This window comes from Streptomyces sp. TS71-3 (genome assembly GCF_018327685.1).
In the GTDB taxonomy this organism is placed as follows: Bacteria; Actinomycetota; Actinomycetes; order Streptomycetales; family Streptomycetaceae; genus Streptomyces.
In genome coordinates this window covers 1,451,748-1,463,679 of record NZ_BNEL01000003.1, presented here as the reverse complement: position 1 = coordinate 1,463,679, position 11,932 = coordinate 1,451,748, and the positions used below count along the sequence as shown (strand labels likewise).

Genomic DNA, 11,932 nt, shown 5'->3' with positions numbered 1-11,932 from the left:
GGCCACGAGGTCCATGGCCGGCTGAATTCACGACACACCAGGAGGAGAAGTGGCCAAGGTACTGCTCGCAGTCAGCAGTCATGATGTTCTCGGCGACACCGGCAACAGGACGGGCTACAGCGTTTCGGAGGCCGCCCACCCGTACAACGTCTTCACGGCCGCGGGCTACGACGTGGACTTCGTGTCCGTGCTGGGCGGCGAGCCGCCGGCCGTGGTGTTCGACGGCGAGGAGAACGACCCGGAGATCGTCGGCTTCCTCGCCGACGAGACCGTGAAGGCGAAGCTCGTGGCGACGCAGCCGGCCTCCCAGGTGCACTCGGCCGACTACGAGGCCATCTTCTACGTCGGCGGGCACGGCGCCATGTGGGACTTTCCGGAGTCGCCCGACCTCGCCCGGCTCGCCATCGGCATCTACGAACGCGGAGGCGTGGTCTCCGCCGTCTGCCACGGCCCCGCCGGCCTCGTCAATCTCCGCCTGTCCGACGGTTCCTACCTGATAGACGGAAAGCGGGTGGCGTCCTTCACCAACGAGGAGGAGGCGTCCCTCGGGTTCGTCGAGATCATGCCGTTCCTCCTGGAGGACCGGCTGAAGGAACGCGGCGCGCGGCACACCAAGGCGGGGAACTACGTCTCCCACACCGAGGCCGACGGCCGGGTCATCACGGGCCAGAACCCCGCGTCGGCGGCGCCGGTGGCACGGCTCGTCGTCGACACACTGAAGAACGCCTGACAGCGGCTCGCGTCGCTGGCACGGGGTGCGAACCACGCTGCCCGCCGGTGGGCGCCCCTCCTCTTTCCGCATCAACTTTCGCTGATGTCAGCAGTTCCGCACGGTGATGCCTCCGGACATTCCCGTGCGGTCCGGATCCATCACGGACGGCCGTCGTGAACGGCCGCCGGCAAAGGGAGATCACCATGCAGGGTTTGATCCAGGTCGCGGGAATCATCGACCAGGCCGAAGCCGACATGATCATCGAGGAGGGCGCCGACTGGCTCGGGTTCGCGCTGCGGCTCCCCGCGAAGAACGAGGACCTCTCCGAGAAGGACGCGGCCGCGATCGTCAGGGCGATCCAGCCGGAGCACAAGGGCGTCATCATCACCTACCTGACCGACGCCGACGAGATCAGGGACTTCTGCGCCGAGATGGGCGTCGGCGCCATCCAGCTGCACGGTGACGTGGTCCCCGCCCAGCTGCGCAAGCTGCGGACCATCGCCCCGGACCTCTACGTCCTCAAGAGCCTCGTGGTGAAGGCGGACAACACCGACGAGCTGGCCAAGATCGTCGATGACTCCGCCGAGCATGTCGACATGTTCATCACCGACAGCTTCAACCCCGCGACCGGCGCCAAGGGCGCCACGGGCCTGGTGCACGACTGGGACATCAGCGCCGAGCTGGTGCGGATCTCACCGCGGCCGCTGATGCTGGCGGGCGGGCTGAACCCGCAGAACGTCGCCGACGCGATCGAGCAGGTCCGCCCGGCCGCCGTGGACGCCCACACCGGCCTGGAGGACGCCACGGGCCGCAAGGACCGGCTGAAGGTGCGCACGTTCGTCACGGAGTCCCGCAGGGCCTTCGCCCGCTTGGCCGCCGAGACCCAGCAGAGGTGAACGCGATGACCACCGAGACCACGACGGTGCAGGACGCGGTGCATCTGCTGCCGCAGACCAAGCAGTTGCGGGCCCTGCACACCATCATCCGCAACCGGGGCGCCGACCGGGACGACTTCGTCTCGAACGCGGGCAGGGTCATCCGCCAGCTCATCGAGGCCGGCCTGGAACTGCTCCCCTTCGAGCCCTGCGACGTGCGGACCCCGGTCGGCGAGACCTACCACGGCCTGCGCATCACCCCGGAGATCTGCGGCGTGTCCATCGCCCGCGCCGGCGAGAGCATGGAGGCGGAGCTGCGTGCCATGTCGCCGGAGATCCGGATCGGCAAGATCCTGATCCAGCGCGACAAGGTGACGAAGCTGCCGCACCTGTACTACTCGGCGCTGCCCGCCGACATCGTGAACCGCCACGTGCTGCTGCTCGACCCGATGCTCGCCACCGGCGGCACGGCCCTGGCCGCGATCGAGGTCCTGCTCGAGACGGGCGTGCCCGAAGAGCACATCGTGTTCGTCAATCTGCTGTCGGCACCCGAGGGCATCAAGGCCGTCCGCGAGCGCTACCCGCACGTGCGCATGGTGACCTCGTCCATCGAGCAGCGGCTGAACGAGAACGCCTACATGCAGCCCGGCATCGGCGACTTCGGCGACCGGTACTTCGGGACGGACGTGGTGCTGTGAGCGGAGCCGGCGCCTGAAGGAAGCCGGTCGCCCGCCGACCCGGGTGTGACCGCCCCGTGCCGCCCATCCCGCCGCCCGTGCGGCACACCCGCATCCGCCAGAACCCCGCCCCTCTGCTGCGCGCCCTCCTCCGCGAGGGGATCGAGCCCGGCCGGCCACCACGCGCCCACCACGGGCTCCACGCCCGGCGTGCGCACGGCCCCGGACGGCGGCCGGTACGCGCCCCACACCGGCCGGCGTCCGCCGCGCCCGCGGCCGGCCCGGCTCGCGTCCAGACCGTTCACAACCACCCAAGGAGCACAGCAAGCCATGTCAACCGCCGGCCCCACCAGCGTCACCAGAGTCGCCATCGTCTACTACTCCGGAACCGGCAACATCCACAAGCTCGCGACGGCCGCGGCCGAGGCGGCCGAGAAGGCCGGGGCGCAGGCGCGCCTGCGCCGGGTGCCCGAGTACGTCAACGAGTCGCTGGCACCCGAGTTCACCGAATGGACCGAGGCCTGGTCGGAGAACGCCGAGGCGATGAAGGACGTGCCGACGGCCGGCATCGACGACCTCGACTGGGCGGACGTGGTCCTGCTGGGAGCACCGGGGCGGTTCGGCCTCATCGCCGCGCCGCTCAAGCACTTCATCGACCTGGCCTGGCCGCTGAACGCGCGCCGCGGGCTGGCCAACAAGGTCATGTCGTCGTTCACCTCGACCGGCGCCCCGCACGGCGGCCAGGAGGCCACGATCCTGTCGCTGAACAACGTCTTCTACCACTGGGGCGCGATCATCGTGCCGCCGGGCATCACCGACGACATCCAGACGGCGCCCAGCAACGGCAACCCGTACGGGGTGAGCTCGGTCTCCGGCCGGCAGGCGATCCCCGGACGGCTGGCGGAGAACGTCACCGAGGACAACCTGGCCGCGATCGCCTACCAGACCCGGAGGATGGTCGAGATCGCCACCGCCCTGCGGCAGGGCTTCGCGATGACCTCTCTGGAGTGACGGCGGTCGGCGGGCCCCGTGCGGCTCGGGGGCGTCCTCGCCGCCCACCCGCGGCCTCCCGGCGCCCCAGTGCCCGGTGCCCCGGTGCCCCGGTGCCGGCGGGACGGTCCGCCGGGCAGGCGTCGTTCCTCGCGTTCGCGAGCCCGACCGTCAGGGCGGTGCCGCGCCGTGCGTTCCCCGTGGCGGGAACCGGCCGTCGCGCAGGTCATCGGTGCCTCGCCAGCGCCGGTGCCGCGGTGCTCGCCCAGGTCAGGCCGGCCGGATCCATCGCCGGCCCGCAGGGACCGGTTGCCGTTCCTGAGAGAGCGACCGGCAAGCAGTCATCCATAGGGGGAGAAGTGTTACCACTTGACATGGCGAGGCTGAAACCCTCGCCGGAGACCACCCTTCCCGACTTACTCCGGGAAGAAGCACGACAGCGGCCGGACGACACGGCCGTCATCTACGGCGGCGAGCACCTGACCTACCGCGAGCTGGTCCGGCGCGGCTCCGAGCTGTCGGGGTGCCTGGAGCAGCTCGGCGTGGCGGCCGACGGCAGCGTCGGGCTGTTCGTCGAGCCGTCCGTGGACCTCATGATCGGTGCATGGGGAATCCTCTTCGCGGGCGGTGCCTACCTGCCGCTGTCGCCGGAGTACCCCGAAGAGCGCCTGCGCTACATGATCGAGGACTCCGGTACGAAGGTCATCGTCACCCAGGCGGAGCTGGCGGACCGGCTGGCCGCGCTCGCCCCCGTGGGCACCGCGATCGTCACGCTGGAGGACGCCCGGGGCTTCACCCCGGCCACCACCCGCCCGGCCGCGTACAACCTGGCGTACGTCATCTACACCTCCGGCAGCACCGGCAAGCCGAAGGGCGTGATGATCGAGCACCGCAGCATCGTCAGCCAGATGCACTGGCTCGCGGTGACCTACGGCCTGGACAGCGAGAAGACCGTGCTCCAGAAGACGCCCATGAGCTTCGACGCGGCGCAGTGGGAGATCCTCGCGCCCGCGTGCGGAGCGGTGGTCGTGATGGGCACCCCGGGGATCTACCGTGACGCCGAGCGGCTGATCGACACCATCAGGAAGCACGGTGTCACCACGTTGCAGTGCGTTCCCACCCTGCTCCAGGCGCTGCTGGACACGGCCGAGCTCCAGTCGTGCAAGTCGCTCACGCAGATCTTCACCGGCGGCGAGGCGCTGTCGAGGCCGCTCGCCCAGGAGTGCCTCGACACCCTGCCGTGGTGCGACCTGGTCAACCTCTACGGGCCGACGGAGTGCACGATCAACTCCTCCGCGATCACCGTGAACCGGGCAGCCGTCGGCGAGGGCCCCAACTCGATCTCGATCGGCGCCCCGGTGCACGACACCGAGTACCACGTTCTCGACGCCGAGCGGTCCAGGGTGGCCGTCGGCGAGATCGGCGAGCTGTACATCGGCGGGGTCCAGCTGGCGCGCGGTTACCTGAACAAGCCGGAGCTGACGGCGCAGCGGTTCGTGGACAACCCGTTCGGCAGGGGGAAGCTCTTCAGGACCGGCGACCTCGCGCACTGGAACGCCGACGGCACCGTCCAGTTCGTCGGCCGGGCTGACAACCAGGTGAAGCTGCGCGGCTTCCGCGTCGAGCTGGACGAGATCCGGCTGGCGATCGAGACGCACGAATGGGTCAAGCACGCCGCGGTGATCGTCAAGAAGGACGGCCGCACCGGCTTCCAGAACCTGATCGCCTGCGTGGAGCTGAACCCGCGGGAAGCCGCCCTGATGGACCAGGGCAACCACGGCGCGCACCACCAGTCCAAGGAGAGCAAGCTCCAGGTCAAGGCGCAGCTGTCGAACGCGGGCGTGCGCGACGCCGACGAGCTGGACGGCAGGACCGTGATCACGCTGCCGGGCAGGACGGCCACCGAGAAGCAGCGGCGGCAGGCGTTCGCGCGCAAGACCTACCGGTTCTACGAGGGCGGGGAGGTCACCAAGGCCGACGTCCTCCGGCTGCTCGAACGGCGGGTCGCGGGGACCGGCTCGCGGAACCTGGCCGAGGTCGGCTTCGACGAGTTCGGCGAGATCCTGCGCTTCTTCGGGCAGCACCTGAGCCCGGAGCGGCTGCTGCCGAAGTACGGCTACGCGTCGCCGGGCTCCCTGTACGCCACGCAGGTGTACCTGGAGATCACCGGCATCGGCGACACCCGGCCCGGCATCTACTACTACCACCCGGTCGAGCACGAGCTGGTGCTGATCACGGAGACGGCCGGCGCGGCCGAGCCCGGGGTGAAGCTGCACTTCCTCGGCAAGAAGCGGGCGATCGAGCCGGTCTACAAGAACAACATCCAGGAAGTGCTGGAGATCGAGACCGGCCACATGGTGGGCCTGCTGGAGGAGATACTGCCGGCGTACGGCCTCGACATCGCCGGCGCGGAGTTCGCGCCGTCCGTCAAGGACAGGCTGGACGTCGCCGAGGAGGACTACTACCTCGGCACCTTCGCGTGGGTGCCCTACGCGGGCCCGCGCATGGACGACGCCGTCGACGTGTACGTCCAGGCCCATCCGGGAAAGGTCGCCGACCTGCCGGCAGGGCAGTACGCCTACGCGGGCGGGGAGCTGGAGCCGATCTCGTCCGACCTGGTCCTGCGCAAGCAGGTCATCGCCATCAACCAGGCGGTGTACGACCGGGCGAGCATCGGGATCTCGGTCATCAGCCGGACCACCGAGGACTGGCGCCGGTACATAGACCTCGGCCGGGGGCTCCAGAAGCTGTCGATGAACGACGTGAACCTCGGGTTCATGTCGTCCGGGTACAGCTCCAGGACGGGCGACGACCTCCCCTCGCACCGGCGGATCGACGGCATCCTCAGCGGGCTCGGCCGGGCCACCGGTCCGTCGTACTTCTTCGTCGGCGGCCGGGTGAGCGACGAGCAGCGGCTGCACGAGGGCATGAAGGAAGACGTCGTGCACATGCGCGGCCCGGCGGAGATCATCCGTGACGACCTGATCAACTTCCTTCCGGACTACATGATCCCCAACAAGGTCGTGATCCTCGACGCGCTGCCGACGACCGCCAACGGCAAGATCGACGTCAAGGCGCTCGCCGCCTCCGACAGGACCGGCGTGGACAGCGGCGACCGCCCCTTCATCGCGCCCCGCACCCACGTCGAGCGCCGCATCGCCGAGCACTGGAAGAAGGCGATGAAGCGGGAGGCCGTCTCGGTGCAGGACGACTTCTTCGCCTCCGGAGGCAACTCGCTGATCGCGGTCGGGCTGATCAACAAGATCAACCGGGAGTTCGAGGCGTCGCTGCCGCTTCAGGTGCTGTTCGAGTCCCCGACGATCGAGAAGCTGGCCCGGCGGGTGGACGGGGCGGACGACCAGCAGTCCTCCCGGCTGGTCCCCCTCCAGCCCGAGGGGCCGCAGAAGCCGGTCTACTGCTGGCCCGGTCTCGGCGGCTACACCATGAACCTGCGGCTGCTGGCCGCGAAGATGGGCACGGACCGGCCGTTCTTCGGTGTGCAGGCACACGGCATCAACGAGGGTGAGGCTCCGTACCCGACGATCAGGGAGATGGCGGCCGAGGACGTCAAGGCCATCAAGCAGCTCCAGCCGGAGGGCCCGTACACCCTGTGGGGCTACTCCTTCGGGGCGCGCGTGGCCTTCGAGGCCGCGTACCAGCTCGAACAGGCGGGTGAGAAGGTCGACCACGTCTTCCTGATCGCCCCCGGCTCGCCCAAGGTCCGCTCGGCCGGCGGGCAGGACCGCGTCGCCTCCTACGCCAACAAGGCGTACGTGACGATCCTCTTCTCCGTCTTCTCCGGCGCGATCAGCGGTCCCCTACTGGAGAAGTGCCTCGCCGCCGCGGAGGACGACGAGACCTTCGCCGCCTTCGTCAGCGAGAGCATCCCGAACCTCGACATCGACCTGGTGCGCCGGATCATCGCGGTCGTGGGGACGACGTTCGAGTTCAGCTACACCTTCCGCGAGCTGACCGAGCGGCGGATCACCGCCCCCATCACCATCTTCAAGGCCCGGGGAGACGACTACTCGTTCCTGGACGGCAGCAGCGGCTATGCGGCCTCGCCACCGACCGTTCTGGAACTTCAGGCCGATCACTACTCCATGCTCAAGGCGCCGGACATCGACGAGCTCGCGACGGCCATCCGTCGCCGCCTGGACATCCGGAAGGAAACGATCATGCCGCACGTCAACATCAAGCACTTCCCGGTCTCGCTCAGCGACGAGCAGCAGTCGGAGCTGGTCTCGGCCCTGACGAGAGCGGTCACCACCGCCTTCGGCTGCGACGAGGGGGTGGTGTCGATCGCGTTCGAGCCGATCGACAAGGAGGTCTGGACCGAGAAGGTCTACATCCCGGAGATCGTCAATCGCCGGGACATCCTGGGCAAGGTGCCCACCTACGGCCCCGACATCGACTGATGGCGGTGACGACCATGACCTCGCTTCCCCACGAGAACATTCCGCTCGCCTTCAGCGCCGAGGTGGCCGACGCGCTCCACGAGGGCCGTCCGGTGGTGGCGCTGGAGTCCAACGTCATCACCCACGGACTGCCCTACCCGGAGAACGCCGCGACCGCGCGGAAGGTCGAGGATGCCGTCCGGGCGGGCGGTTCCGTCCCGGCCACGATCGCCGTCGACGGCGGCAGGATCGTGGTCGGCATGACCGACGCCGACATCGAGCGGTTCGCCTCGACGCCGGGCATCCCCAAGGTCAGCAGCAGGGACATGCCGATCGTCCTGGCCCAGGGCCGGATGGGCGCGCTGACGGTCGCCTCCTCGGTGGTGGCGGCCGAGCTCGCGGGCATCCCGTTCTTCTCCTCGGCCGGAATCGGCGGTGTGCACCGGGGCGCGGAGAAGACCATGGACGTCTCCTCCGACCTCATCCAGTTCACGCGCTCCAGGGTCGCGGTGGTGTGCGCCGGCGCGAAGAAGATCCTCGACCTCGGCCTGACGCTGGAGTACCTGGAGACCCAGTGCGTGCCGGTGGTCTCGTACCGGTCCGACGACTTCCCCGCGTTCTACTGCACCACCAGCGGTTTCCGCAGCCCGATGCGGCTGGACGACGACGAGGTGATCGCCCGTTCCATAGAGAACCACTGGGCGCTGGGCAACGACAGCTCGTTCCTGATCACGACGCCGGTCCGGCCCGAGGAGGCGATCGACAGCGACGAGGTCGACGCCGCCATCACCGAGGCCATGGCCGCCGCGGAGCGGGACGGCATCCGGGGGCAGGCGATCACGAAGTACCTCATGCGCGCGGTGGACGCGGCCACGGAGGGGCGGTCGGCCAGGGCCAACATGGCCGTCCTGATCAGCACGGCCGGGGTCGGCGGGCGGCTCGCCGCGGCACACGCCGCGTACCGCAGGAAGGTGCGAGGCTGATGGACGCGAAGAACGTCATGCTGTTCGCCGGGCGCAGTCACCCCGAGCTGGCCGAGCAGGTCGCCAAGCACGTGGACGTCCCGCTCACCCCGCAGTCGGTGTACGACTTCGCGAACGGTGAGATCTTCGTCCGGTTCGAGGAGTCGGTGCGCGGCAGTGACGCGTTCGTCCTCCAGAGCCACTGCACGCCGATCAACAAGTGGCTCATGGAACAACTGATCATGGTGGACACGCTCAAACGCGCCAGCGCCAGGCGGATCACCGTGATCATGCCGTTCTACCCCTACTCCCGGCAGGACAAGAAGCACCGGGGCCGGGAGCCGATCTCGGCCCGGCTCATCGCCGACCTGTTCAGGACGGCGGGCGCGAACCGGGTCATGACGGTCGACCTGCACACCGCCCAGATCCAGGGCTTCTTCGACGGCCCGGTCGACCACCTGCTCGCGCAGAACATGCTGGCCGAGTACGTGAACGACAAGTACGGCGGCGGCGCCGACATCACCGTGGTCTCCCCCGACTCCGGGCGGACCAAGCTGGCCGAGAAGTGGGCCGGCCACCTGGGCGGCCGGCCGATCGCCTTCATCCACAAGACCCGCGACCCCGACAGGCCCAACGAGGCCGTCGCGAACCGCGTCGTCGGCACGGTGCGCGGCCGGCTCTGCGTGCTGATCGACGACATGATCGACACCGGCGGCACGATCGTGAAGGCCACCGAGGCCCTGCTGGCCGAGGGCGCCGCTGACGTGGTCATCGCCTCCACGCACGGCATCCTGTCCGACCCCGCCGCCGAGCGCCTGTCGACCTGCGCGGCGTGCGAGGTGATCGTCACCAACACCCTGCCGATCCCCGAGGAGAAGCGCTTTCCCAAGCTGACCGTGCTGTCCATCGCCCCCCTGCTGGCGCGGGCGATCCAGGAGGTCTGCGAGGACGGATCGGTCACCAGCCTCTTCGACGGGCACGCCTGACCGGCGGGCCCTCGCGACGGAGCGGAGCGATTCCGGCAGCCGAGGACGAGAGCGACGCGTGGATTCGGGGAGCCCTGACGGGTCCACCGACCACCCCGGATCCACGCGGAAACAGGCCGGCTCATCCGGCCATGAGCGCGGTTCCGCACCCACCGCCCCGTGCGGGGGAAGGACCGCGGCACTTGCACATCCCGACATTCCCCTTCGACGGAGGAGTCTCCACCATGGAAAACAACCAGTCACAGGGCGGCCTCGGCACGGCCGTCGACCACCGGCCGCTGATGTCCGACGAGCGTCTCGGGCAGGTCCTGGAACTGCGCAGGACCCTGGCCAGTGACGGCAGCGAGCCCGCCGGCGAGGAGACCGTCTCCTTCAACGGTCTGACGCTGAAGGTCCCCTCCCAGGTCATGACCCCCTGCCCCGTCTCCCACATGCTCGGCAAGAAGATCCTCGCCGAGGTCACCGAGAGCGACCGCGTTCTGGACATGGGCGCCGGAAGCGGGTCCCTGGGCATCCTCGCCGCCACCAGGGCCGCCAGGGTGTTCGCCGTCGACATCAACCCGCACGCGGTCGAGGCCGCCCGGGCCAACGCCGCGAGCAACGGCGTGGCCGACCGTTACGAGGTGCGCCAGAGCGATGTCTTCAGCGCCGTCGAGGGCACGTTCGACCTGATCATCTTCAACCCGCCGTTCCAGTGGTTCGCCGCCCGCGACGTGGCCGACTCGGCCACGACGGACGAGAACTACGGCGCGTTGACGACGTTCTTCAAGCAGGTCCGCGAGCACCTCGCCGAGAACGGGCGCATGATCATCTTCTTCAGCACGATGGGTGACGTGAACTACCTCCTGAAGCTCATCGACGAGGCGGGGTTCCACCGCGAGGTCGTGCTGGAGCACACGGCACCCGTCGCCGACGTGCCGGTGGACTTCGCCGCCTACCGGTTGTCGTGAGCCGGAACTGAGCGCCACAGGGGCCTCCTCACCGGTTCCGAGAGGCGGTGAGGAGGCCTCGCTGCGTCCCCGCGGGGTATCGGAAAAAGCCGTCACCGCGTTTCCGCACAAACGGAATGGAGCATGCTGCTTTTAGCGGATTCCCTCGCCGAGCACGGATTCTCCGCCGCCCCTTCCGCGGACGCCAAGGGGATTCTCACATTCCTCTTTTCCGGCGCGGGAGTATGCGCCGTCTGCGCCGGCCGGTTCACCGATACATTCACGACCAGGGTGGTACGAATACATGCCGGCGGCTCCACCTCGATAACGATACACAGCAGCGCGGTGACGAAAAATCAATGGCCGGTTTGAGGCCTGTTTCTCGTAGGGTCGGTACGCCAATATGGACACGACCGAGAGCCGGGGTCGTCGTGGCTGACGGAGGCCGGATTTCCCTGAAGGGATCCGCCTGCCTCCGCTTGAAGGGGGAAGGCGTAAGCATGCCCACGACCCTGTCCGAGCCATTTGTCGACTCTTCGCGCTAATCCACTGGATCGTCACTCGACCATCAATGCCGTGACACGATTCAATCCTGCCTGAAATAGGAGTGGAAAAAAGATGACGACAAGCACCGCAACCGCACTTCACGACCAGGTCACCTCGCTCATCGACGACCTGGACCGGCACCCCGTCTACGACAACGAGTACTTCAAGCTCCTGGAGTCGACGCCCTGGACCGGCGAGACCTACGACTTCCACCGGGCGAACTTCTTCCACCGGACCGAGGGCACGGTCAAGGGCATCGCCCACGTGTGCGCCCAGGCGGCGGCCCACGACGACCGCGACACGCTGGTCCTGTTCTCCCACATCCTCAACGAGGAGACGGGCAACGGCGTGGCCGCGCACTGCCACGAGATCCTGATGGAGAACGCCCACAACCTGCACGGCGAGGTCGAGTTCGGCCTGTCGCCGCTGCTCGTCAGGGACGCGCGGGACAGCAAGCTGATCATCTCGGAGACGCTGGCGTACCGGGAGCGGACCCTCGGCCTGCTCACCACCAACTACCACCGCATGCTCGGCGTCGCGATGGCCCTGGAGTCGCACGCGGACAGGATGCTCCAGGTCTGCCGCACGGCCTTCCGCAACACGAACAACGAACTCCCCGAGGCCCGGTTCGTGGACGACGTGGAGATCTACTTCAACGTCCACGTGGGCGACGAGGGCGTCGAGGAGCGCCACGCCGCCGACGCGAAGAAGTGTGTACTGAACAACTGCCACGCCGACGCCGACGTCGCCGAGATCGCCTATGCCGCGACGGAGACCCTGAACATCCAGCTCGAGATGTGGAACGCCATGCACAAGGCCGTCACGAGTTGAGTTCCGGAGCGTCAGAGAGGCAGCCCG

9 protein-coding genes are annotated in these 11,932 nt (G+C 68.6%); all 9 read left to right on the top strand.

Going from position 1 to position 11,932, the window contains the following annotated elements; all coding sequences use genetic code 11:
* Window positions 1-49 precede the first annotated feature (49 nt).
* The 9 genes from Sm713_RS30485 to Sm713_RS30445 all read left to right on the top strand — a co-directional run bounded on the left by Sm713_RS30485 (window position 50) and on the right by Sm713_RS30445 (window position 11,905).
* Window positions 50-730: a type 1 glutamine amidotransferase domain-containing protein gene (locus Sm713_RS30485; protein ID WP_212913201.1), complete on the top strand. Its 681-nt coding sequence runs from the start codon at window positions 50-52 to the stop codon at window positions 728-730.
* Window positions 731-915: 185 nt separating this feature from the next.
* Entirely contained in the window at window positions 916-1,608 is a 693-nt protein-coding gene (locus tag Sm713_RS30480; protein ID WP_212913200.1) for a phosphoribosylanthranilate isomerase, read from the top strand.
* 5 nt (window positions 1,609-1,613) lie between these two features.
* Window positions 1,614-2,285 (top strand): uracil phosphoribosyltransferase, encoded by a 672-nt coding sequence (gene upp / locus Sm713_RS30475; protein ID WP_212913199.1) that lies wholly within the window; start codon window positions 1,614-1,616, stop codon window positions 2,283-2,285.
* 309 nt (window positions 2,286-2,594) lie between these two features.
* Window positions 2,595-3,275 (top strand): NAD(P)H-dependent oxidoreductase, encoded by a 681-nt coding sequence (locus Sm713_RS30470; RefSeq protein WP_212913198.1) that lies wholly within the window; start codon window positions 2,595-2,597, stop codon window positions 3,273-3,275.
* Window positions 3,276-3,628: 353 nt separating this feature from the next.
* Complete coding sequence (locus Sm713_RS30465) at window positions 3,629-7,672, top strand: amino acid adenylation domain-containing protein (protein WP_212913197.1); 4,044 nt, start codon at window positions 3,629-3,631, stop codon at window positions 7,670-7,672.
* A 14-nt stretch (window positions 7,673-7,686) separates the two neighbouring features.
* On the top strand, window positions 7,687-8,634 hold the full coding sequence (locus tag Sm713_RS30460; protein ID WP_212913196.1) for a pseudouridine-5'-phosphate glycosidase: 948 nt from the start codon (window positions 7,687-7,689) through the stop codon (window positions 8,632-8,634).
* Window positions 8,634-9,599 (top strand): ribose-phosphate diphosphokinase, encoded by a 966-nt coding sequence (locus Sm713_RS30455; protein WP_212913195.1) that lies wholly within the window; start codon window positions 8,634-8,636, stop codon window positions 9,597-9,599. Before Sm713_RS30460 ends, Sm713_RS30455 begins: the two co-directional genes overlap by 1 nt.
* A gap of 224 nt (window positions 9,600-9,823) precedes the next feature.
* The gene (locus Sm713_RS30450) at window positions 9,824-10,549 is read left to right on the top strand and encodes a HemK2/MTQ2 family protein methyltransferase (protein ID WP_212913194.1); all 726 of its coding nucleotides are present in this window, start codon (window positions 9,824-9,826) and stop codon (window positions 10,547-10,549) included.
* Window positions 10,550-11,146: 597 nt separating this feature from the next.
* On the top strand, window positions 11,147-11,905 hold the full coding sequence (locus Sm713_RS30445) for an iron-containing redox enzyme family protein (RefSeq protein WP_212913193.1): 759 nt from the start codon (window positions 11,147-11,149) through the stop codon (window positions 11,903-11,905).
* Window positions 11,906-11,932: the final 27 nt, after the last annotated feature.

What these genes read in the sequence shown, in the direction of transcription:
- Sm713_RS30480 (WP_212913200.1), top strand. Translation starts at nt 916, where the DNA reads ATGCAGGGTTTGATCCAGGTCGCGGGAATCATCGACCAGGCCGAAGCC.
- upp (WP_212913199.1), top strand. Translation starts at nt 1,614, where the DNA reads ATGACCACCGAGACCACGACGGTGCAGGACGCGGTGCATCTGCTGCCG.
- Sm713_RS30470 (WP_212913198.1), top strand. Translation starts at nt 2,595, where the DNA reads ATGTCAACCGCCGGCCCCACCAGCGTCACCAGAGTCGCCATCGTCTAC.
- Sm713_RS30465 (WP_212913197.1), top strand. Translation starts at nt 3,629, where the DNA reads ATGGCGAGGCTGAAACCCTCGCCGGAGACCACCCTTCCCGACTTACTC.
- Sm713_RS30460 (WP_212913196.1), top strand. Translation starts at nt 7,687, where the DNA reads ATGACCTCGCTTCCCCACGAGAACATTCCGCTCGCCTTCAGCGCCGAG.
- Sm713_RS30455 (WP_212913195.1), top strand. Translation starts at nt 8,634, where the DNA reads ATGGACGCGAAGAACGTCATGCTGTTCGCCGGGCGCAGTCACCCCGAG.
- Sm713_RS30450 (WP_212913194.1), top strand. Translation starts at nt 9,824, where the DNA reads ATGGAAAACAACCAGTCACAGGGCGGCCTCGGCACGGCCGTCGACCAC.
- Sm713_RS30445 (WP_212913193.1), top strand. Translation starts at nt 11,147, where the DNA reads ATGACGACAAGCACCGCAACCGCACTTCACGACCAGGTCACCTCGCTC.